We start from the raw sequence: 21,744 nt of genomic DNA on the forward strand, positions 1-21,744 counted from the left end.
CCGATCGATGCGGACAGAGTGACAGACTGACTGCGCCCATAAGCACCGAGTTACCGAAGTGGGCCGCCATGAGTGAGAACAGTGCTACGCGTGTGCTCGAAGACGGACAGAAACCGGAACAACTCCGAGCATCCGCACTGCGCCCTCTGCTCGCCGCGATGACCGCCGCCCGCGACGGCGACTTCACGAAAGTCCCGGAGACCGGGACCGACGGGGCCACCGGGGAGGGGATCGTCGCCGAACTCACCGCGGTCTTCAACCAGATCATGGACCGCGGCATCCACTTCAACACCGAAGTACGACGCGTGAAACGGGAGCTGGTGCGCCACGGCCGGCTGGACGAGCGGCTGTCGGCGAGTCCCGGCCAGGGCGCCTGGACGTCACGCGTCAACGACGTCAACCAGGTCCTCGACGCCCTGGTCGCGCCTGCGGCGAACGCCACGCGCGTGCTCGACGCGGTGGCCGGCGGCGACCTGACCCAGCGGGTCGACCTGCACGACGGCAGCCGGCAGCTCCGCGGTGATCTGCGCAGGCTCGCCCGCGCGGTGAACACGATGGTCGACCAGCTGTCCCTGTTCACCGGCGAGGTGACCCGGGTCGCGCGCGAGGTCGGCACCGAGGGGCGGCTCGGCGGCCGGGCCAAGGTGCAGGGTCTGTCGGGCAGCTGGCGGGACGTCACCGAGGCCGTCAACACCATGGCGTCCCGGCTGACCGCTCAGGTCCGTGACATCGCCCTGGTGACGACGGCGGTGGCACGCGGCGACCTGACCCGCACGGTGACCGTCGAGGCGACGGGTGAGCTGCTGGAGCTGAAGCTCACCGTGAACACCATGGTCGACCAGCTGTCCGCGTTCGCCGGCGAAGTCACCCGCGTGGCCCGCGAAGTCGGCACGGAGGGCCGGCTGGGCGGCCGCGCCCAGGTACGGGGCGTGTCGGGCGTCTGGAAGGACCTGACCGACAACGTCAACTTCATGGCGTCGAACCTGACCTCCCAGGTCCGCAACATCGCCCAGGTGACGACGGCCGTCGCCAACGGCGACCTCTCGCAGAAGATCATGGTCGACGCGCAGGGCGAGATCCTCGAACTGAAGTCGACGATCAACACGATGGTCGACCAGCTCTCCGCGTTCGCCGACGAAGTCACCCGCGTGGCCCGCGAAGTCGGCACCGAAGGAAACCTCGGCGGCCGGGCGCAGGTCAGAGGCGTGTCCGGCGTCTGGAAAGACCTGACCGACAACGTCAACTTCATGGCCGACAACCTGACGTCCCAGGTCCGCAACATCGCCCTCGTCTCCACGGCCGTCGCCCAGGGCGATCTCGGCAAGAAGATCACCGTGGAGGCGAAAGGCGAGATCCTCGAACTGAAGTCGACGATCAACACGATGGTCGACCAGCTCTCCGCGTTCGCCGACGAAGTCACCCGCGTGGCCCGCGAAGTCGGCACCGAAGGAAACCTCGGCGGTCAGGCGCAGGTCAGAGGCGTCTCGGGGGTCTGGAAGGAGCTGACGGACAACGTCAACTTCATGGCCCTGAACCTGACCTCCCAGGTCCGCAACATCGCCCAGGTGACGACAGCCGTCGCCAACGGCGACCTTTCCAAGAAGATCACCGTCGACGCGCGCGGCGAAATCCTGGAACTGAAGGACACCGTCAACACGATGGTGGAACAACTGCGGGCCTTCGCCGACGAGGTGACCCGCGTCGCCCGCGAGGTCGGCACCGACGGCCGGCTGGGCGGCCGCGCCCAGGTGCTGGGCGTCTCCGGGGTCTGGCGGGACCTGACGGACAACGTCAACTACATGGCCGACAACCTGACCTCCCAGGTCCGCAACATCGCCCAGGTGGCGACGGCCGTCGCCCAGGGCGACCTGTCCCGGAAGATCGACGTGGACGCGCGCGGCGAGATCCTCGAACTGAAGACCACCATCAACACGATGGTCGACACCCTGTCCTCGTTCTCCTCCGAGGTGACACGGGTGGCCCGCGAGGTGGGCTCCGACGGCCGGCTGGGCGGCCAGGCCCGGGTGGAGGGCGTGTACGGCACCTGGAAGCGCCTGACGACCAACGTGAACGAGCTCGCGCTCAACCTCACCACCCAGGTCCGCGCGATCGCCGAGGTCGCCTCGGCCGTGGCACAGGGCGACATGTCCCGCTCGATCACCGTCGAGACCCGCGGCGAGGTCGCCGAACTCAAGGACAACATCAACCTGATGGTCGCCAACCTGCGCGAGACGACCCGCGCGAAGGACTGGCTGGAGTCCAACCTGGCCCGCCTCGCCGCCCTCATGCAGGGCCACCGGGACCTGATGGAGGTCGCCGACCTCATCGTGCGCGAGCTGACCCCGCTGGTGAACGCCCAGTACGGCGCGTTCTTCCTGGCCGACCCGGACGAGGACGGCGCCGCCGTGCGCACGGCCGTACCGCCCAAAGGCCTCGCGTTCATCGCCGGCTACGGCTCCGCACAGGGCGCGACGGTCGAGACCGGCGGCCTCCCGGTGCACGGCCTGGTCCGCCAGGCGGCCCGCGAGAAGAAGCGGATCCTCGTCGAGGAGACCCCGCCGGACTACATCAAGATCAACAGCGGTCTCGGCGAAGCCGCGCCCACCACAATCGTCATCATCCCGATCCTCTTCGAGGACAAACTCCTCGGCATCATCGAACTGGCCTCCTTCTCCCGCTTCTCCGACGTCCACCTCGCGTTCTTCGACCAGTTCGTCAACACCATCGGCGTGGCGATCAACACGATCATCGCCAACTCCCGCACGGAGTCCCTGCTCGGCGAGTCACAACGGCTGGCGATGCAACTCCAGGAACGTTCGGACGAACTTCAGAAACAACAGGCGGAACTACAGCGCTCGAACGCGGAACTGGAGGAGAAAGCCGCCCTCCTGGCGACCTCTTCCCAGTACAAGTCGGAGTTCCTGGCGAACATGTCCCACGAACTGCGCACCCCGCTGAACTCCCTGCTGATCCTGGCCCGACTGCTGTCCGACAACCCGGACGGCCGGCTCTCCGACCAGGAGGTCCAGTTCGCGACGACGATCCACCGCTCCGGCTCGGACCTGCTCCAGCTGATCAACGACATCCTGGACCTCTCGAAGATCGAGGCCGGCCGGATGGACGTACGCCCCAAACGCCTCCCCCTGATCAAACTCCTCGACTACGTCCACGCGACCTTCCGCCCGCTGACCCTCGACCGGGGCCTGGCCTTCGAGGTGACCGTCGGCGAGGACGTGCCGCGCGAGATGTACTCCGACGAACAACGCCTCCAGCAGATCCTGCGCAACCTGCTCTCCAACGCGATCAAGTTCACCGCCAAGGGCCGCGTGGAACTGCGCGTGCGCCGGGTGAAGGACCCCGAGCACCACTACGTCCACGACACCGGCGAGGTGATCGCCTTCGAGGTGTCGGACACCGGCATCGGGATCGCCGCCGAGAAACTCCCGGTCATCTTCGAGGCGTTCCAGCAGGCCGACGGCACCACGAACCGCAAGTACGGCGGCACCGGACTCGGCCTCTCCATCAGCCGGGAGATCGCCGGACTGCTGGGCGGCCGGATCGTCGCCGCGAGCGAACCGGGCACGGGCTCGACGTTCACGCTGTACGTCCCGGTCGTCAGCCCCGGCCACACGGCACCCGGGCCGACCCCGCACCACCACACCGCGCCGGCGCTCGGCCCGGCACCGGCCGCCGCCCCCGACCCCGACGACTCCTGGCCGGCCCCGACGCGGCTGGAGGCGTGGCAGACGGGCCACGCGGGCCGCGTGCTCCCCGGCCGCCGCGTCCTGATCATCGACGACGACATCCGCAACGTCTTCGCCCTCACCCACGTCCTCGGCCGCGTCGGCATGCCGGTGCTGTACGCGGAGAACGGCCGGGAGGGCATCGAGACCCTCGAACGCAACCCTGACGTCGAACTCGTCCTGATGGACATCATGATGCCGGAGATGGACGGCCACGAGACCATCGCCGCCATCCGCCGCGCCCCCCGCTGGACCGGCCTGCCGATCGTCGCCCTGACCGCGAAGGCGATGCCGGGCGACCGGGAGAAGTCCATCGCACGCGGCGCCAACGACTACGTACCCAAACCGGTGGACGTCGACCGGCTGCTCACCGTCGTCTGCGCACTCCTGGACCCCGACAGCACGCAGGACGGCGAGACCGCCGACGGCGAACGGACGGAGCAATGACCGCTGACGACCGTGCCGGAATCCTCCTGGTCGACGACATGGAGGACAACCTGATCGCGCTGGAAGCCGTTCTGGGGTCGCTGAACGAGCCGATCGTACGGGCCCGCTCCGGCGAGGAGGCGATGAAGGCCCTGCTCCGCCGCCGCTTCGCCGTCGTCCTCCTCGACATCCGCATGCCGGGCATGGACGGTTTCGAAACGGCCGCGAACATCAAACGCCTCGACCAGACGAAGGACGTCCCGATCATCTTCCTGACCGGAGCGGACGAGGACGCGGGGTACACCTTCCGCGGCTACGCCACGGGCGCGGCGGACTACCTGACGAAACCGTTCGATCCGTGGGTGCTGCGGGCGAAGGTCAACGTGTTCCTGGAACTGCACCGGAAGAACCAGCAGCTTCAGGTGCTGCTGGCACGGGAACAGGCTGACTTCGGCGAGATGGGCAAGCGGTTGGCTGTGCTGGAAGACCGGCTGTCCGAGGACCCGCTCGACGTGGCGACGCTACGAAAAGAAGCAAGGGAGCTGCGGCAACTGCTGAGCAGAGCTGAGCGGTCCCGCTGAAGGGGCGCGGGGACTGCGCGACCAGCCCCCACGCTCCCGCACCCGACGACGAACCCCTAGGCCTCCCGGGTCCCGGCGTACATCTCGTCGATGAGGTGCTTGTACTCCCGCTCCACGACCGGCCTCTTCAGCTTCAGGCTCGGCGTGATCTCCCCGTGCTCCACGTCGAGGTCCCGGGGCAGCAGCCGGAACTTCTTGATGGTCTGCCACCGCTGCAGCCCCTCATTGAGCTGCTTGACGTACCCGTCGACCATCTCGACGGTCACCGGCGCGGCTACGACCTCGGCGTAGGACTTGCCGTCCAGGCCGTTCTCCTTGGCCCATTCGAGGATCGCGGCCTCGTCGAGGGCGATCAGGGCGGTGCAGAAGTTCCGGTCGGCACCGTGCACGAGGATGTTGGAGACGTAGGGGCAGACCGCCTTGAACTGTCCCTCGACCTCGGCGGGCGCGATGTACTTGCCGCCGGACGTTTTGATGAGGTCCTTCTTGCGGTCGGTGATCCGCAGATAGCCGTCGGGAGACAGCTCGCCGATGTCACCGGTGTGGAACCAGCCGTCGGCCTCCAGCACCTCAGCCGTCTTCTCGGGCAGCCCGTGGTAGCCCTGCATGATGCCGGGGCCGCGGAGCAGGATCTCGCCGTCGTCGGCGATCCGCACCTCACAGCCGGGCAGCGGCTTGCCGACCGTACCGGTGCGGTAGGCCTCGCCGGGGTTCACGAAGGACGCGGCGGAGGACTCGGTGAGGCCGTAGCCCTCCAGGATGTGCACGCCGGCGCCGGCGAAGAAGTAGCCGATCTCGGGAGCCAGCGCCGCCGACCCGGAGACGCAGGCGCGCAGCCGCCCGCCGAAGGCCTCCCGCAGCTTGGAGTAGACGAGGCCGTCGGCGACCTTGTGCTTCGCGGCGAGCCCGAAGGGCGCGGTCGCGGCTCCGGTGCGCCGGAAGTTGTCCTGCGTGACCTTGGCGTACTCGCGGGCGACGTCGGCCGCCCACTGGAAGATCTTGTACTTGGCGGCGCCGCCGGCGCGGGCCTTCGCGGCGACGCCGTTGTAGACCTTCTCGAAGATGCGCGGCACGGCGGCCATGTACGTCGGCTGGACGACCGGCAGATTCTCGATGATCTTGTCGACGCGGCCGTCGACGGCGGTGACGTGCCCCACCTCGATCTGCCCGGAGGTGAGCACCTTGCCGAAGACGTGCGCGAGGGGCAGCCACAGGTACTGCACGTCCTCGGCGCTGATCAGCCCGGTCGCCGCGATCGCCTTCGCCATGTACGACCAGTTGTCCTGGGGCAGCCGTACGCCCTTGGGGCGGCCGGTGGTGCCGGAGGTGTAGATGAGGGTGGCGAGCTGGTCCTTGGTGATCGCGCCGACCCGCTCCTTGATGAGCTCGGGGTGCTTCTCCAGGTACCTGGCGCCGCGCTGCTCCAGTTCGGCGAGGGTGATGACCCAGTCGCCGGTCTCGACGCCGGCCGGGTCGATGACGACGACCTGGGCGAGCTCGGGCAGTTCGGCACGCTTCTCGACGGCCTTGGCGACCTGGGCCGCGTCCTCCGCGATCAGCACCCGGCTCTCGGAGTCGGAGAGGATGAACGCCGACTCCTCGGCGTTGGTCTGTGGGTAGACGGTCGTGGTGGCCGCGCCGGCGCACAGGATGCCGAGGTCGGTGAGGATCCACTCGACACGGGTGGAGGCGGCGAGGGCGACCCGCTGCTCGGGCTCGATGCCGAGTTCGATGAGACCGGCCGCGATCGCGTGGACCCGCTCGGCCGCCTGCGCCCAGCTGAGCGACTTCCAGTCGTCCGGGCCCTGACCGGAGGCCGCGGGCACCGGGTAGCGGTAGGCCTCGGCGTCCGGTGTGGCCGCCACGCGATCCAGGAAGAGGGCCGCCACGGACGGCGGTCGGTTCTCGATCAGTGTCTGTGTGTCGGTCACGACATCCTCCGGGGCCCGCGACGGTGCGGCTGGCTCAGTGCGGCTGGGGTTTACTCACGGTGGGGTTCGCGCTGGTTGTTTAACTCGCGAGTAACTATCGAGCAGGGATCAGACTAAGCCGCGACCGGCCTGTGCGTAAGGGGCTTCGGCCTGTCTGTTTCGCCGCATGTTCCACGCAGAGCGACGCTACGCACGCGTAGGGGTCCGCCGCACTTTCGTACGGCGAACCCCCGTTGTACCCGATTTGCGACCGCGACCGACTATTACCCGCGGTTACTTCTTGCTCTTGGCCGATCCCGCGCTGTCATCGCTGGAGAGCACCGCGATGAAGGCCTCCTGCGGAACCTCCACGGAACCCACCATCTTCATCCGCTTCTTGCCTTCCTTCTGCTTCTCCAGCAGCTTGCGCTTCCGGGAGATGTCACCGCCGTAGCACTTGGCGAGGACGTCCTTGCGGATGGCGCGGATGGTCTCGCGGGCGATGACCCGGGAGCCGATGGCCGCCTGGATGGGCACCTCGAAGGCCTGCCGCGGAATGAGCTCGCGCAGCTTGGCCACCAGCCGCACGCCGTACGCGTACGCCGCGTCCTTGTGGGTGATCGCCGAGAACGCGTCGACCTTGTCGCCGTGCAGCAGGATGTCGACCTTGACCAGGCTGGAGGTCTGCTCGCCGGTGGGCTCGTAGTCCAGCGAGGCGTAACCGCGGGTCTTCGACTTCAGCTGGTCGAAGAAGTCGAAGACGATCTCCGCGAGGGGGAGCGTGTACCGGATCTCGACCCGGTCCTCGGACAGGTAGTCCATCCCGAGCAGGGTGCCGCGCCGGGTCTGGCACAGCTCCATGATCGAGCCGATGAACTCGGTCGGCGCGAGGATCGTGGCCCGTACGACGGGCTCGTACACCTCGTTGATCTTCCCCTCGGGGAATTCGCTCGGGTTGGTGACCGTGAACTCCGTCCGGTCCTCCATGACCACCCGGTAGACCACGTTCGGCGCGGTGGCGATCAGGTCGAGCCCGAACTCGCGCTCCAGCCGCTCCCGGATCACGTCCAGGTGCAGCAGGCCGAGGAAGCCGACACGGAAACCAAAGCCGAGGGCGGCGGAGGTCTCCGGCTCGTAGACGAGCGCGGCGTCGTTGAGCTGGAGCTTGTCGAGGGCCTCGCGCAGCTCGGGGTAGTCGGATCCGTCCAGCGGATACAGACCGGAGAAGACCATCGGCTTCGGGTCCTTGTAGCCGCCGAGGGCCTCCGTGGCGCCCTTGGTCTGGCTGGTGACGGTGTCACCGACCTTGGACTGCCGGACGTCCTTCACACCCGTGATCAGATAACCCACCTCGCCGACGCCGAGTCCGTCGGCGGACAGCATCTCCGGCGAGTTGGTGCCGATCTCCAGCAGTTCGTGGGTGGCGCCCGTCGACATCATCTTGATCCGCTCACGCTTGTTGAGCTGGCCGTCGATGACACGGACGTACGTCACGACACCGCGGTAGGAGTCGTAGACCGAGTCGAAGATCATGGCGCGGGCGGGCGCGTCGGCGACGCCGACGGGTGCCGGGATCTCCTTGACGACCTTGTTCAGCAGCGCGTCGACGCCGACACCGGTCTTGGCGGAGACCCGCAGCACGTCGTCCGGCTCGCAGCCGACCAGGTTCGCCAGTTCCTCGGCGAACTTCTCCGGCTGCGCGGCCGGCAGGTCGATCTTGTTGAGCACGGGGATGATCGTGAGGTCGTTCTCCATCGCCAGGTAGAGGTTGGCGAGGGTCTGTGCCTCGATGCCCTGGGCGGCGTCGACGAGGAGGATGGTCCCCTCGCAGGCCGCCAGCGACCGCGAGACCTCGTAGGTGAAGTCGACGTGCCCCGGAGTGTCGATCATGTTGAGGATGTGCGTACTGCCCTGGTCCGGGCCCTCGGTCGGGGCCCAGGGCAGACGCACCGCCTGGGACTTGATCGTGATGCCGCGCTCGCGCTCGATGTCCATCCGGTCGAGGTACTGAGCACGCATCTGCCGCTGCTCGACCACACCGGTCAGCTGGAGCATCCGGTCGGCGAGAGTGGACTTGCCGTGGTCGATGTGCGCGATGATGCAGAAATTGCGGATCAGAGCCGGGGCGGTACGGCTCGGCTCGGGCACATTGTTAGGGGTCGCGGGCACGCAGGGTCCTGTCTCTTGAGGCGCCTTATGCCTCGGGTCGGATCGATACGTAGTCTCCATGGTCCCATGACGGGGGACCGGGGACCGGTTTGGGCCATTGTCCGCCTCGCTGGTAACGTGGGCAGCTGTGTCTCATGCCCTCTCAGCGCGAGGCACGTCTTCAAGAAATCATCGGTACGGGACCTTCGCGGCCCCGCACCAGAACCTGAAAAGGCTCATTCGTGGCGAACATCAAGTCCCAGATCAAGCGGATCAAGACCAACGAGAAGGCTCGGCTGCGCAACAAGGCCGTCAAGTCCTCCCTGAAGACCGCGGTCCGCAAGGCCCGTGAGGCCGCTGCTGCGGGTGACGTCGAGAAGGCCACCGAGCTGCAGCGCGCTGCCGCGCGTGCGCTCGACAAGGCCGTCTCGAAGGGCGTCATCCACAAGAACCAGGCCGCCAACAAGAAGTCGGCGCTTGCTTCCAAGGTTGCTTCCCTCAAGGGCTGACCCTTGATTTGACGCCGGAAGGACCCGGGCGGGCCCTCTCTCATCCGCCCCCGACCGGCACCCGAGGATCGACGCGCGGCCTGCGTTCGCCACGCGGGCGTCGATCGACAGCTCGAACCGAAGGCCCCGGCGCCTCGCCCTTCCCCAGGGCGGACGCCGGGGCCTTCGGCATGCCCGGGCGCCTTCCGCGCCCCCTGCGGCTTGCTACCCCCGGCCGCGTGACCGCGCCGCCCGCGCGATCGTCACCACGGCCTTCTCCAGGGCATACTCGGGATCGTCCCCGCCGCCCTTCACGCCCGCGTCCGCCTCGGCGACGGCCCGCAGGGCCACCGCGACCCCGTCCGGCGTCCATCCCCGCATCTGCTGCCGCACCCGGTCGATCTTCCACGGCGGCATTCCGAGCTCCCGCGCGAGATCGGCGGGCCGCTGCCCGCCCCGCGCCCCCGCGAGTTTCCCGATCGCCCGGACGCCCTGCGCGAGCGCGCTCGTGATCATCACCGGGGCGACCCCGGTCGCCAGCGACCAGCGCAGCGCCTCCAGCGCCTCCGCGGTGCGCCCCTCCACGGCCCGGTCGGCCACCGTGAAGCTCGACGCCTCGGCTCGCCCGGTGTAGTACCGCCCGACGACGGCCTCGTCGACGGTGCCCTCGACGTCCGCGGCGAGCTGGGTGACGGCCGACGCCAGCTCCCGCAGATCACTGCCAATGGCGTCGACGAGCGCCTGGCAGGCCTCGGGCGTGGCGGACCGCCCGAGCGCCCGGAACTCGCTCCGTACGAACGCGAGCCGGTCCGCCGGCTTGGTCATCTTCGGGCAGGCGACCTCCCGGGCGCCCACCTTGCGCGCCGCGTCGAGCAGTGCCTTGCCCTTGACCCCGCCCGCGTGCAGCAGCACGAGCGTGATCTCCTCGGCGGGCGACCCGAGGTACGCCTTCACGTCCTTGACCGTGTCGGCGGACAGGTCCTGCGCGTTGCGTACGACCACGACCTTGCGCTCCGCGAAGAGCGACGGGCTGGTCAGCTCGGCGAGCGTGCCGGGCTGCAACTGGTCGGGGTTCAGGTCCCGTACGTCCGTGTCGGCGTCGGCGGCCCGGGCAGCGGCCACCACCTGCTGCACGGCACGGTCGAGCAGCAGGTCCTCCTGCCCCACGGCCAGGGTCACCGGGGCGAGCGGATCGTCATCAGCAGTCTTCTTGGCCATCGCGCCAAGCATCCCACGGCCCACTGACAACGGGGCCGGCCACGCCCGCCCCGCCCCGGGCCGCCCCGCGCTCCTACGGCTCCTCCCGCCAGCCGTCCCACTCGCCCGCGAACTCGTCCAGCTCCGCCGGGTCCAGCCGCCCCTGCTCGTCCCGCAGCAGGACCAGCCACTGCGCGTCCTCGGCGTCGTCCTCCCCCGCCAGCGCGTCCCGCACCAGCCGCGGCTCCTCGTCGACCCCGAACCGCCGCCCGAGGGCCTCGGAGGCTTCCTCCGCCGCGTCCCGGTCGGGCAGCACCAGCACATGTCTCACATCGCTCACGGCCCCATTCTCGGGCACCGAAGGCCACCGCAACGAGCCGCGGGGAACGGGAGCGGGCCGCGGCGGCGGGCTCAGCCCTTCGGGACGATCTGCACGTCCAGGTCGATACGGATGCTCGGCCCGACCACCGCGATCCCGCGGGCCAGCATCGTCTGCCAGCTCACGGTGAAGTCGTCGCGGTGGAGTTCGGTGCTGGCCCGGCAGGCGGCCCGTACCTCGCCCTCCATGCCGTTGCCGAGCCCTAGGTACTCGGTGTCCAGGGTGACCGTGCGGGTCACGCCGTGCAGGGACAGCGCCCCGGCGACGCCCCACCTGGTGCCGCCCCTGTGCACGAACCGGTCGCTGTAGAACTCCAGTGTCGGAAAACGCTGCACGTCCAGGAAGTCCGCGGAGCGCAGATGGTCGTCGCGCATCCGGACGCCCGTGTCGATGGTCGCGGCGTCGATCACGACGTGCATGGCGGAGCGCTCCATCTGCTCGGCGATCCGCACCGCGCCCGCGAACGAGTTGAACCGCCCGTGGATCCGGGCCAGTCCGATGTGCCGGGCGGTGAAGCCGATCGAGGAATGCGTCGGCTCGATCTCCCAGTCCCCCGGCGTCGGCAGTTCCGGCGGCTGGGCGACCTGGAGGGTCACGTCACCGAGCGAGGCGAGGCAGTTCTCGCCGACCTGCGCGGTGGCCCGGTACGGCGTGAACCCCTCGGCGGACACCGCCAGCCGGTACTCCCCGGCCGGCACGGCCGTCACGAACGAACCGTAGGGATCCACGCCCCCGCTGACCACCGTGCGTCCCATGGTGTCGCTGACCGCGAACTCGGCGTTCGTCACCGGTTCGTTGACCGGGTCGAGCACCCGGCAGCTCAGCACCCCGGCGTCGGGCGGGGTCTGCACCGCCGCGAGGGGGCTCGTCCGCTGCACCCGGTTCGTTCGGTTTCCCATCAAGCGGCCGAACATCCTCGCCACCCCTGTACGCTTCGCCGTCATCCGTTGCCGAAGAAACATTCGATCACTGATGCGGCTTTCGGGGCAACACGGGCCCACATCACGGGAATCCAGCACATGCGCCGGAACTACGCACGAGTAGCACGCTACGCGGCAGTAGAAACATGTTCTCCCGTGAGACCCGAATTAGCCATTCCGGTTGGCTTTCCCCGGATTTCGCGCAGTCGGCACACAGGCCAGCCCGATCCCGAACCGCTCCCGGTAGACCCCGAGCACCTCCTCGTCGTGCTCCAACTCCCGTACCTCACGCGTCCCGTCGGCAGCCGTCTCCGTCAGCGTGCGCCCGCTGAGCGTGATCCGCCCGCCGTCGTCGGTGACCCGGGAACAGACCAGCGACTGCGTGAAGTGCGACGACGGCGACGTGCTGTGCCACCACGCCCCGGCCGTGAAGTCCCCGAGCACCCGCGGCCGCACCTCCAGCCGGTACTGCGGCTGCCCGTCACGCAGCACGTCAAGGTCCCCGCCCGCAACGCCGCCCTCGCCCCCCGCCCCCGCCGCGTCCGGCCCGGCCTCCGCGATCCGGAACGTCCCGCCGGGATCGGCCTGGTCGCCCCGCTCCGCGAACGCCAGCGGGTAGTGGCTGTGCGTCCCGAAACCCACGTCCGCGAGCCACTCGCAACCGTCCGCCGTCCGCACCCGCAGCGCGAGATGGTCGTACGGGATCCCGAGCCGCCCCTCCGCCCCGTACACCCGCCCCGCCAGCGGGGTCACCCCGAACCCGAGCGCGGTCAGCAACACCGAGAAGGCGCCGTTGAGTTCGTAGCAGAACCCGCCCCGGCCCGCGCCCACCACCTTCTCCAGCAGCCGCTCCCCGGTCAGTGCGATCTCCTCGCCGAGGTGGATCGACAGGTTCTCGAAGGGCACGGTCCGCAGGTGCCTCAGATGCAGTTCGCGCAGGGCGTCCGCGGTGGGCCGGGCCGGGCGGGCGGCGCCGAGCCGGCTGAGGTAGGCGTCTATCTGCGCGGGGTTCACGGGGTTCATGCCCTCAGTCTCGCGCCACGCGCAGCTCCCCCGCCTCCCCGCCCGTGCCGCCGCCGGTCACGGCGAGCGCCCCGTCCCGGTCGGTCCGCAGCACCACCGCCCCCACGGCCCGGAGTTCGGCCACCGTGCCGGGTGCCGGATGACCGTACGGGTTGTCCGCCCCGCACGAGATGAGCGCGACCCGCGGCGCGACCAGCCGCAACAGCTGCGGATCCTGGTACGCGGACCCGTGGTGGGCCACCTTCAGCACGTCCACCCGGCCCAGTGCGGCCGCGGCCGGTGATCTCAGCAGCTCCTGCTGGGCCGGGGGTTCGAGGTCCCCGAGCAGCAGCATCCGCAGCCCGGCCGAGCGGACCAGCAGGGCGACACTTGCGTCGTTCGGTCCGTCCGGCAGCGGTGCCGGGTCCGGGGGCGGCCACAGCACCCGCCAGTCCAGCGGCCCGGTCCTGCGCCGCTCCCCGGCGACCGCCCGCGTGACCGGGACCCGGTGCTCGGCGGCCTCCCTTCTGACGAACTCGGCCTGGTCCGCGGGTTCCTCGAACCCGGTCGTCTCGATCTGCGCCACCTCACGGCCACGCAGCACCCCAGGCAGCCCCGCGACGTGGTCCGCGTGAAAGTGGGTGAGGACGACGAGCGGGATCCGGGTGATGCCGAGTTCCCGCAGGCAGTGGTCGACCAGCGCCGGATCGGGTCCTGCGTCCACGACCACTCCCGTGCCCGCGCCCGCCGCGAGCACGGTCGCGTCCCCCTGCCCCACGTCGCACATCGCCAGCCGCCAGCCGGGCGGCGGCCAGCCCGTGACCACCCGGGTGAGCGGCGCCGGACGTACCACCAGCATCACGAGCAGCACCCCCAGCACCCCGCACCACCACGGATGCCGCAGCAACCGCCGTCCCAGCAGTACGGCGACCACCGTCACCCCGGCCAGCAGCAGCGCCCCCGTCCAGCTCCCCGGCCAGTCCACGCCCGCACCGGGCAGCCCGGCCCCGGTCCGGGCGATTCCGGCGATCCATCCGGCCGGCCAACTCGCGCACCACGCCAGCACCTTGGCCACCGGCATCGCCACCGGAGCCGCCGCGAGCGCCCCGAACCCCAGGACCGTGGCCGGCGCGACCGCGATCTCCGCCAGCAGGTTGCAGGGCACCGCCACGAGACTCACCCGGGCCGACAGCACCGCGACCACCGGCCCGCACACCGCCTGCGCGGCCGCGGCCGCCGCCAGCCCCTCGGCCAACCGCTCCGGCACCCCGCGCCGCCGCAGCGCCTCGCACCACCCGGGCGCCAGCAACAGCAGCGAACCGGTGGCCAGCACCGACAGCAGGAAGCCGTAACTGCGGGCCAGCCACGGGTCGTACAGCACCAGCAGCAGAACCGCCGTGGCCAGTGCCGGGACCAGGGACCTGCGGCGGCCGGTCGCCAGGGCGAGCAGGGCGACCGCACCGCAGGCCGCGGCCCGCAGCACGCTGGGATCCGGCCGGCACACGACGACGAAGGCGAGGGTGAGCGTCGACGCGAACAGTGCGGTCCCCCTCAGCGACAGCCCCAGGCGTGGAGCGAGACCCCGGCGCTCGGTCTGCTGAGCCAGTCCCGGCGGTCCGATGAGCAGGGCGAGCAGGATGGTGAGGTTGCTGCCCGACACCGCGAGGATGTGCGCGAGGTCGGTCGCCTCGAACGCCTCGTCCAGCTCCGGGCCGATACGTGAGGTGTCCCCGACGACCAGCCCGGGCAGCAGCGCCCGGGCGTCCTCGGGCAGGCCGTCGGTCGCCTCCCGCAAACCGGCCCGCAACCGTCCGGCCAGCCGCTGCGGCCCGCTCGGCTCCCCCACCACCGCCGGTGCGGGACGCTCCCGTACCCGCAGCAGCGCCGCGACCCGGTCCCCGCCGGCCGTGGCCGACGCCAGCCGCCCGCTCACCCTCAGCCGAGTCGAGGGCAGCAGTCCGAGCCACCGCGCCCGGCCGCCGCCACCGGGTGCCGGCACCCCCGTGTCCACGGCCACCAGTACCGGGGAGCGCGTCGCCACCGCGGTCCCGTCGCTGTTCTCCACCCGGCGCACCTCGCCGCGCACGAGTACGGCGGCCGGGGTGGCGTGGTCCCCCCGCACGCGCGGCCTGGCGACCCAGGGGTCGCCGGTGAGCTCCACCTCGGCGGTCACGGTGGCGTACGCGCGGGCCAGGCCGGGAACCGGTCCGCGGCGTACATCCGCCCCGTGCAGCCCCGCGGAGGCGGCCGCCCCGGCGACGCAGAGGAGCAGCGCGCCGGCCGAGGCCCGCCGCCAGGCCGGCCGGGCGGATCCGGCACCGACGGTCGCCGTCCCCGGCCGGGGACGCGTCCGGCCGAGCCGCAGCAGCATCACCCCGGCGACCATGCAGACGACGGCGGTCGCGGCCGTCCACCCCACAGGTGCGTCCAGTGCCAGGGCCGCCGTGGCCCACACGGCCAGCGCGGGCGGCACCAGCCTCAGGTCGGCCCGCGTGTCCTGCCGGGCGTGCACGGTGCCGCCCCGCCGCCCCGGGCCGTCGCGCACCGACCGGCCCACGGCCACGGGCCCAGGTGCCGCTCCGCCGGTCACGGGGCTCATGGCCGTACCAGATCCCGCAGGTCGGAGTAGCGGCGTTCGCCGATGCCCTTGACCTGGCGGAGTTCGTCGACCGAACGGAACCCGGCGTGCTGGGTGCGCCAGTCGAGGATGTGCTGGGCCAGTACCGGGCCGACTCCGGGCAGGGCGTCGAGTTGCTCGACGGTCGCGGTGTTCAGCGAGACCGGGGCGGACGGGCCCGCTCCCGTCGCGGGACCGCCCACGCCCTGGCCCGGTGCGGCCGGCGGAGCGGGACCCCCGACGACGATCTGTTCCCCGTCCGTCAGGAAGCGGGCGCGGTTGAGTCCGTCGGTGTCCGTACCGGGCCGCACCCCGCCCGCCGCCCGCAGCGCGTCGGTCACCCGGGAGCCGGCGGGCAGCGTGTGGACCCCCGGATCCCGGACCTTCCCGGTGACATCCACCACAATCTCCCCGCCGGAACTGCCGGTTCCGGCGGCTCCGGCGGTCGCGCCGGAAGCGTCGAGCGCACCGGGCGCCGCGGCGGTACCGGCCCCGGCGGCGGCCGCTCCGGCGGCCGGGGCCCGCTCCTCGCTCTTCCCGTACGGTGCCTCCGCACGCACCACCTCCGGCGCGCTCACGGACTCCGTCCGACCCGTCCAGAAGTGCTGCACGGCCAGCGCCGCGGCCACGACCAGGACCGCCCCCAGGGCAACCGCGCCCCGGCGTTCCAGCCCGCACCGCGTCTGGAGCCACACCGGCATCCGCTCCCGCACCGCGAGCCCGACCCGGGACCGCAGCCCGGGCAGCGCGGGCTCGCGCCGCGCCGCGGCTTCGCCGGCCAGCACGCGGGCCGACGACATCACTGCCGCCGCCGTGGACAGCACCGCCGCGGCGGTGCGCACTCCGGCGGAGGCCGTGCGCACCGCGGTCGCGGCCGCGGTCAGTCCGGTCGCCGCACCGGTGCCGGTCACCGTTTCCGCGCTGGGCGGCCCCTGCCCCGGCCTGGCGACGGCCCGTTCGCCGAAGAGCAGTTCCGCCCGGCGGCGCAGTTCGTCCGCCGGGGCGGGGCGATGACGGATACGGGCGCGGACCGGGGACCGCCGGTGCCGGGTGCGGCCGTCGGAGCTGGGGCCCCGACCCGGGCCGCTGGTCGCATGTGTCTCGTGTGAGCGTGATCGAAGTGCCATGCGACGAGGATCGGGCTTCCCGCCGAGCCGCGATGATCTTGCTCAGTTCCCGTGGACCACGCCCGAGTTGTGGACAACTCCGCCACTCGCACGAGTGATGGTGCCGAGGCTCGCGCTCTCGGGTCCCCAGCTCACCGCAGCGAGACGACCGCCCCGAGCAGCCCGGGGCCGGTGTGCGCCCCGATGACCGCGCCGACCTCGCTCACATGCAGGTCGGCCAGCCCGGGCACCCGCGCCCGCAGCCGGTCGGCGAGAGCCGAGGCCCGGTCGGGGGCGGCGAGATGGTGGACGGCGATGTCCACATCGGCGCCGCCCGCACGCTCGGCGGTGAGCTCCTCTAGGCGGGCGATGGCCCGGGACGCCGTCCGTACCTTCTCCAGGAGCTCGATCCGGCCGCCGTCCAGCTGGAGCAGGGGCTTCACGGCGAGCGCGGAGCCGAACAGGGCCTGGGCGGTGCCGATGCGGCCGCCCCGGCGCAGATAGTCGAGGGTGTCGACGTAGAAGTACGCGGAGGTACCGGCGGCCCGCTTCTCCGCCGCCGTGACGGCCTCGTCGACGGTGCCGCCGGCCTCGGCGGCCTCGGCCGCCGCGAGCGCGCAGAAACCGAGGGCCATCGCGACCATCCCGGTGTCCACCACCCGCACCGGGACGGGTGCCTCCCGGGCGGCGACGACGGCCGCGTCGTAGGTGCCCGACAGTTCGGCGGACAGGTGGAGCGAGACGATTCCGGTGGCCCCGGCCCCGGCTACCCTGCGGTAGGTTTCGGCGAACACCTCCGGGCTGGGCCGGGACGTGGTGACGGGCCGCCGCTTCTGCAAAGCCTGGGCCAGCGAACGGGTCGAGATCTCGGTGCCCTCTTCGAGCGCCCGGTCGCCGAGGACCACGGTCAGGGGTACCGCGGTGATGCCGTGGCGCTCCACCGTCCGCGGCGGCAGGTAGGCCGTTGAATCGGTGACGATCGCGACATGGCAGGACATGAGCTGGAGGTTACCTGGCGTAGCCCAGGCGCGGCAGCCCGCCCCCGGACGCCCGGACCGGGACCGGCCCTGTCAAGTGGTGCTCTCGGGCCGGGGCTTCTTCTGCCAGGGGTACGCCCGGGGCCGGACGGGCGGGGTGATCGCGGGCTGCACCGGGTCCTCGGCCGCGGCCGACCGGGGTCGTTCGGGCCGGGTCTGACGGTCGTCGGGGCCGGCGGCGGCCTCGGGCCACGGCGGGGTCTGCGCGGCCGGCTCCGGCCGGGTCCAGTGCCTCAGGGCGTCCGCCTCGACGCCGATCTGGGTGCTCAAGGTGTCCAGGTCGTCGTCGGCGAAGCGGCGGGCCCGGTCGCGGGCCGCCCAGCGCAGCGCGTCCGCGGACTCGGTGATGCGCTCGGTGCGGCGGCGCAGCTCGGGCAGGCGGGTGGCGAGCGTGGCCCGGTCCGGTTCGGCCTCCAGGCGCCTGAGTTCACCGTCCAGTTCGTGCCCGTGCGCGCTGAGGCGCTGGAAGAGGCCGAGGGACTCCTTCAGCGACTCGTCCTCCGCGACGCCCGCATGCAACGCGTCCTGGGTGGCCCGCATCGAGGTGCGCAGAGCGAGCCGGAGCTGGGCGATCTCGCCCGCCGGGCCGATCTGGACCATGGACTTGGCGCGCAGCGTGTGCTCCTCGACGGTGCGCCGGGCCTGGGTGATCGTGCGGTCCACACCACGCTTCGCAGCGCCGACCGCCTTGAAGGTGACGTACGCCCCACCGGCGACGAAGAGCAGGAAGAGCACGGCGAATACGGCGATCACTGTTTCCACGGTGCTCCTCCTCGCTGCCCACCACCCCGGCCGTGTCCGGGCACGGCGTGGGTGGCCGTGCTCCTCAACCGTAAACGCAAAGGGCAGGCCCGGAGTTCCGCAAGAACCCCGAACCTGCCCGTAGGGGACCACCCGGAGGTGGCCGGCGGTGTCACGCCGTGACGATGTTCACCAGCTTCGGCGCGCGGACGATCACCTTGCGGATCCCGGCACCGCCCAGCGCCTTCACGACCAGCTCGTCGGCCAGCGCCACCTTCTCCAGTTCCTCGTCGGAGATGGCCGGCGGCACCTCCAGGCGGGCCTTGACCTTGCCCTTGATCTGCACGACGCAGGTCACGGTCTCGTCGACGACGTAGTTCGGGTCGGCGACGGGGAAGTCCCGGTGGACGACCGAGTCGGTGTGGCCCAGCTTGCGCCACAGCTCCTCGGCGATGTGCGGGGCCAGCGGCGCGATCATCAGCACCAGCGGCTCGGCGACCGGACGCGGCACCGCGCCGCCCGCCTTCGTCAGGTGGTTGTTCAGCTCGGTGACCTTGGCGATGGCCGTGTTGAAGCGCAGCCCCTCCAGGTCCTGGCGGACGCCGTCGATCGCCTTGTGCAGGGCGCGCAGCGTCTCCTCGTCCGCCTCGGCGTCGGTCACGGTGACCTCACCGGTGGCCTCGTCGACGATGTTGCGCCACAGCCGCTGCAGCAGCCGGAACTGGCCGACCACCGCGCGCGTGTCCCACGGCCGGGACACGTCCAGCGGGCCCATCGCCATCTCGTACAGGCGCAGGGTGTCGGCGCCGTACTCGGCGCAGATCTCGTCCGGAGTCACCGCGTTCTTCAGGGACTTGCCCATCTTGCCCAGCAGGCGGGTGACCTTCTCGCCCTCGTAGTAGTAGTCGCCACCCCGTTCCTCGACCTCGGCGGCGGGCACCGGGAAGCCGCGGCCGTCGCGGTAGACGTAGGCCTGGATCATGCCCTGGTTGAACAGCTTGTGGAACGGCTCGGCGGACGAGACGTGCCCCAGGTCGTACAGGACCTTCGACCAGAATCGGGCGTACAGCAGGTGCAGCACGGCGTGCTCGGCGCCGCCGACGTACAGGTCGACACCGCCGTGCGGCATGGCCTCGCGCGGGCCCATCCAGTACTGCTCGATCTGCGGGTCGACCAGCTGCTCGCTGTTGTGCGGGTCCAGGTAGCGCAGTTCGTACCAGCAGGAACCGGCCCAGTTGGGCATGGTGTTGGTCTCGCGGCGGTACTTCTTCGGTCCGTCGCCCAGGTCCAGGGTGACGTTGACCCAGTCCTCGTTGCGTGACAGCGGCGTCTCGGGCTGGGTGTCGGCGTCCTCGGGGTCGAAGGTGCGCGGCGAGTAGTCGTCGACCTCCGGCAGTTCCAGCGGCAGCATCGACTCGGGCAGCGCGTGGGCGACGCCGTCCTCGTCGTAGACGATCGGGAAGGGCTCGCCCCAGTAGCGCTGACGGCTGAACAGCCAGTCGCGCAGCCGGAAGTTGACGGTGCCCTCGCCGATGCCCTTGCGGGCCAGCCACTCGGTGATGCGGGCCTTGGCCTCGGCGACCGGCAGGCCGTCCAGCTTGATGTCGTCGTTGGAGGAGTTGACGATCTTCGCGTCGTACGAGCCGAAGGCGTTCTCCCACGTCGACGTGTCGGTGCCGCGGCCGTCGGTCGGCTCGACGATGCAGGTGATCGGCAGTTCGAAGGCGCGCGCGAACTCGAAGTCGCGCTGGTCGCCCGCCGGTACGGCCATGATCGCGCCGGTGCCGTAGCCCATCAGGACGTAGTCGGCGATGAACACCGGGATCTGTTCGCCGTTGACCGGGTTGGTCGCGTACGCGCCGGTGAACACACCTGTCTTGTCCTTGGCCTCGGCCTGCCGCTCCACGTCGGACTTGGCCCCGGCCTGCGCGCGGTAGGCGGCGACGGCGTCGGCGGGGGTGGCGTGGCCGCCGGTCCACACGTCGTGGGTGGCCTCGGGCCAGGCGTCCGGGACGAACCGGTCGACCAGCGGGTGCTCGGGTGCCAGCACCATGTAGGTCGCGCCGAACAGGGTGTCCGGGCGCGTGGTGAAGACGGTGATCTTCTCGCCGTCGATCGGGAAGTCGACGCGGGCGCCCTCGCTGCGGCCGATCCAGTTGCGCTGCTGCAGCTTGATGGCCTCGGGCCAGTCCAGCTCGTTCAGGTCGTCCAGCAGCCGGTCGGCGTAGGCGGTGATGCGCATGTTCCACTGGCGCAGCTTGGCCTTGAAGACGGGGAAGTTGCCGCGCTCGGAGCGGCCGTCGGCGGTGACTTCCTCGTTGGCCAGCACGGTGCCCAGGCCGGGGCACCAGTTGACCGGCGCGTCGGAGGCGTAGGCCAGGCGGAACTCGCCCAGGACGTCGCCGCGCTCGGTCGCGGTCAGTTCGTTCCACGCGCGCGTGTGGCCCGGCACGCCACGTTCACCGGACTCGAACTGGGCGATCAGCTCGTAGATCGGGCGGGCCTTGTCCGCCTCGTCGTCGTACCAGGAGTTGAAGATCTGCAGGAAGATCCACTGGGTCCACTTGTAGTAGTCCGGGTCGATCGTGGCGAACGAACGGCGCTTGTCGTGGCCCAGGCCCAGCCGGCGCAGCTGGACCTTCATGTTCTCGATGTTGGCCTCGGTGGACACGCGCGGGTGCGTGCCGGTCTGCACGGCGTACTGCTCGGCGGGCAGGCCGAAGGCGTCGAAGCCCAGGGTGTGCAGGACGTTGTGGCCGTTCATCCGCTGGAAGCGGGCGAAGACGTCGGTGGCGATGTAGCCCAGGGGGTGACCGACGTGCAGGCCCGCCCCGGACGGGTACGGGAACATGTCCATGATGAACTTCTTGGGCCGGGCGACCACCTCGGGGTCGCCGGCCAGGTCACCCGTGGGGTTCGGCGCGGCGTAGGTGCCGTCGGCGTCCCAGAAGTCCTGCCAGCGTGCCTCGATCTCGGCCGCCAGGGCGGCCGTGTAGCGGTGCGGCGCGGCCTCCGCCGACGTGGCGGCGGCAGCGGGGTTCGTCTCGCTCATGATCCTCAAAGCTCCATCGGTCGTCTCTGCCAGCGGCTGCGAACTTTCTAGAAACGAAAAATCCCCTCACACAGGAGGGGACGCCGCGCCGATGCCGACCAGCCGTTTCGTCCGGCGGTCGGGACTGATCAGCGCGGCCCGCTAAGCAGAAGGCGTACGGCACGCATGGCGTCAGGGTACCGCAGCGCTTGAGCAAGCTGCGACGCGCTTGCGTATCAATGGTTGACACGTGCGTCTGAGGCGACCATCGGGACGAGAGTTGAACCAGGTTCAAAATTTACTTCGCGTAACGTCCGCTAAGGGACATCACAAGGACTGCGTCGCTCTTTGGTAACAACGCAATAACTCAAACCTCGTACTGATCGGTATGGCGCCACTTAGGCTGCGGCACCGGGAC

At 70.8% G+C, this 21,744-nt stretch carries 14 protein-coding genes; 3 read left to right on the top strand and 11 right to left on the bottom strand.

Annotated features, from left to right (window positions below):
* Window positions 1–68: 68 nt before the first annotated feature.
* Entirely contained in the window at window positions 69–4,190 is a 4,122-nt protein-coding gene (locus ACZ4UV_RS04990) for a HAMP domain-containing protein (RefSeq protein WP_467835845.1), read from the top strand.
* The gene (locus ACZ4UV_RS04995) at window positions 4,187–4,750 is read left to right on the top strand and encodes a response regulator (RefSeq protein ID WP_390040155.1); all 564 of its coding nucleotides are present in this window, start codon (window positions 4,187–4,189) and stop codon (window positions 4,748–4,750) included. The genes ACZ4UV_RS04990 and ACZ4UV_RS04995 overlap by 4 nt, the downstream gene beginning before the upstream one ends.
* A gap of 56 nt (window positions 4,751–4,806) precedes the next feature.
* Here the strand turns inward: ACZ4UV_RS04995 and ACZ4UV_RS05000 are convergent, their stop codons facing one another.
* Window positions 4,807–6,681, bottom strand: coding sequence for an AMP-dependent synthetase/ligase (locus ACZ4UV_RS05000; RefSeq protein WP_467835848.1), 1,875 nt, complete (start codon window positions 6,679–6,681; stop codon window positions 4,807–4,809).
* Window positions 6,682–6,954: 273 nt separating this feature from the next.
* Window positions 6,955–8,829 carry a translation elongation factor 4 gene (gene lepA / locus ACZ4UV_RS05005; RefSeq protein WP_351490615.1) on the bottom strand — a complete coding sequence of 625 codons (1,875 nt, stop codon included), beginning with the start codon at window positions 8,827–8,829 and terminating at the stop codon, window positions 6,955–6,957.
* Between the two features lie 221 nt (window positions 8,830–9,050).
* Here lepA and rpsT point away from each other — a divergent pair, with 221 nt between their 5' ends.
* Window positions 9,051–9,317: a 30S ribosomal protein S20 gene (gene rpsT / locus ACZ4UV_RS05010; RefSeq protein WP_089106790.1), complete on the top strand. Its 267-nt coding sequence runs from the start codon at window positions 9,051–9,053 to the stop codon at window positions 9,315–9,317.
* Between the two features lie 204 nt (window positions 9,318–9,521).
* On the opposite strand, the gene holA is transcribed toward rpsT, so the two are convergent.
* From holA to leuS, 9 genes are all read right to left on the bottom strand, one after another.
* Window positions 9,522–10,514, bottom strand: a complete 993-nt coding sequence (gene holA, locus ACZ4UV_RS05015) for a DNA polymerase III subunit delta (RefSeq protein WP_451019985.1) — start codon at window positions 10,512–10,514, stop codon at window positions 9,522–9,524.
* A 73-nt stretch (window positions 10,515–10,587) separates the two neighbouring features.
* The gene (locus ACZ4UV_RS05020) at window positions 10,588–10,833 is read right to left on the bottom strand and encodes a hypothetical protein (protein ID WP_351490619.1); all 246 of its coding nucleotides are present in this window, start codon (window positions 10,831–10,833) and stop codon (window positions 10,588–10,590) included.
* Between the two features lie 71 nt (window positions 10,834–10,904).
* Complete coding sequence (locus tag ACZ4UV_RS05025) at window positions 10,905–11,786, bottom strand: YceI family protein (protein ID WP_467835850.1); 882 nt, start codon at window positions 11,784–11,786, stop codon at window positions 10,905–10,907.
* A gap of 174 nt (window positions 11,787–11,960) precedes the next feature.
* A complete protein-coding gene (locus ACZ4UV_RS05030) occupies window positions 11,961–12,806 on the bottom strand; it encodes an arylamine N-acetyltransferase family protein (protein ID WP_467836561.1) in 846 nt (281 codons plus the stop codon).
* A gap of 13 nt (window positions 12,807–12,819) precedes the next feature.
* Window positions 12,820–15,393 carry a ComEC/Rec2 family competence protein gene (locus tag ACZ4UV_RS05035; RefSeq protein ID WP_467835852.1) on the bottom strand — a complete coding sequence of 858 codons (2,574 nt, stop codon included), beginning with the start codon at window positions 15,391–15,393 and terminating at the stop codon, window positions 12,820–12,822.
* Window positions 15,390–16,538: a ComEA family DNA-binding protein gene (locus ACZ4UV_RS05040; protein WP_451021859.1), complete on the bottom strand. Its 1,149-nt coding sequence runs from the start codon at window positions 16,536–16,538 to the stop codon at window positions 15,390–15,392. The genes ACZ4UV_RS05035 and ACZ4UV_RS05040 overlap by 4 nt, the downstream gene beginning before the upstream one ends.
* A gap of 131 nt (window positions 16,539–16,669) precedes the next feature.
* Entirely contained in the window at window positions 16,670–17,515 is an 846-nt protein-coding gene (locus ACZ4UV_RS05045; protein WP_390040146.1) for a DegV family protein, read from the bottom strand.
* 72 nt (window positions 17,516–17,587) lie between these two features.
* Entirely contained in the window at window positions 17,588–18,316 is a 729-nt protein-coding gene (locus tag ACZ4UV_RS05050; RefSeq protein WP_451021858.1) for a hypothetical protein, read from the bottom strand.
* A 151-nt stretch (window positions 18,317–18,467) separates the two neighbouring features.
* Entirely contained in the window at window positions 18,468–21,347 is a 2,880-nt protein-coding gene (gene leuS / locus ACZ4UV_RS05055) for a leucine--tRNA ligase (RefSeq protein WP_451021857.1), read from the bottom strand.
* Between the last annotated feature and the right edge of the window lie 397 nt (window positions 21,348–21,744).

This window comes from Streptomyces sp. NPDC028289 (assembly GCF_055565975.1).

Excerpts from the sequence above, each read along its gene's own strand:
- ACZ4UV_RS04990 (WP_467835845.1), top strand. The coding sequence starts at position 69 with ATGAGTGAGAACAGTGCTACGCGTGTGCTCGAAGACGGACAGAAACCG.
- ACZ4UV_RS04995 (WP_390040155.1), top strand. The coding sequence starts at position 4,187 with ATGACCGCTGACGACCGTGCCGGAATCCTCCTGGTCGACGACATGGAG.
- holA (WP_451019985.1), bottom strand. The coding sequence starts at position 10,514 with ATGGCCAAGAAGACTGCTGATGACGATCCGCTCGCCCCGGTGACCCTG.
- ACZ4UV_RS05025 (WP_467835850.1), bottom strand. The coding sequence starts at position 11,786 with ATGTTCGGCCGCTTGATGGGAAACCGAACGAACCGGGTGCAGCGGACG.
- ACZ4UV_RS05035 (WP_467835852.1), bottom strand. The coding sequence starts at position 15,393 with ATGAGCCCCGTGACCGGCGGAGCGGCACCTGGGCCCGTGGCCGTGGGC.
- ACZ4UV_RS05040 (WP_451021859.1), bottom strand. The coding sequence starts at position 16,538 with ATGGCACTTCGATCACGCTCACACGAGACACATGCGACCAGCGGCCCG.
- ACZ4UV_RS05045 (WP_390040146.1), bottom strand. The coding sequence starts at position 17,515 with ATGTCCTGCCATGTCGCGATCGTCACCGATTCAACGGCCTACCTGCCG.
- leuS (WP_451021857.1), bottom strand. The coding sequence starts at position 21,347 with ATGAGCGAGACGAACCCCGCTGCCGCCGCCACGTCGGCGGAGGCCGCG.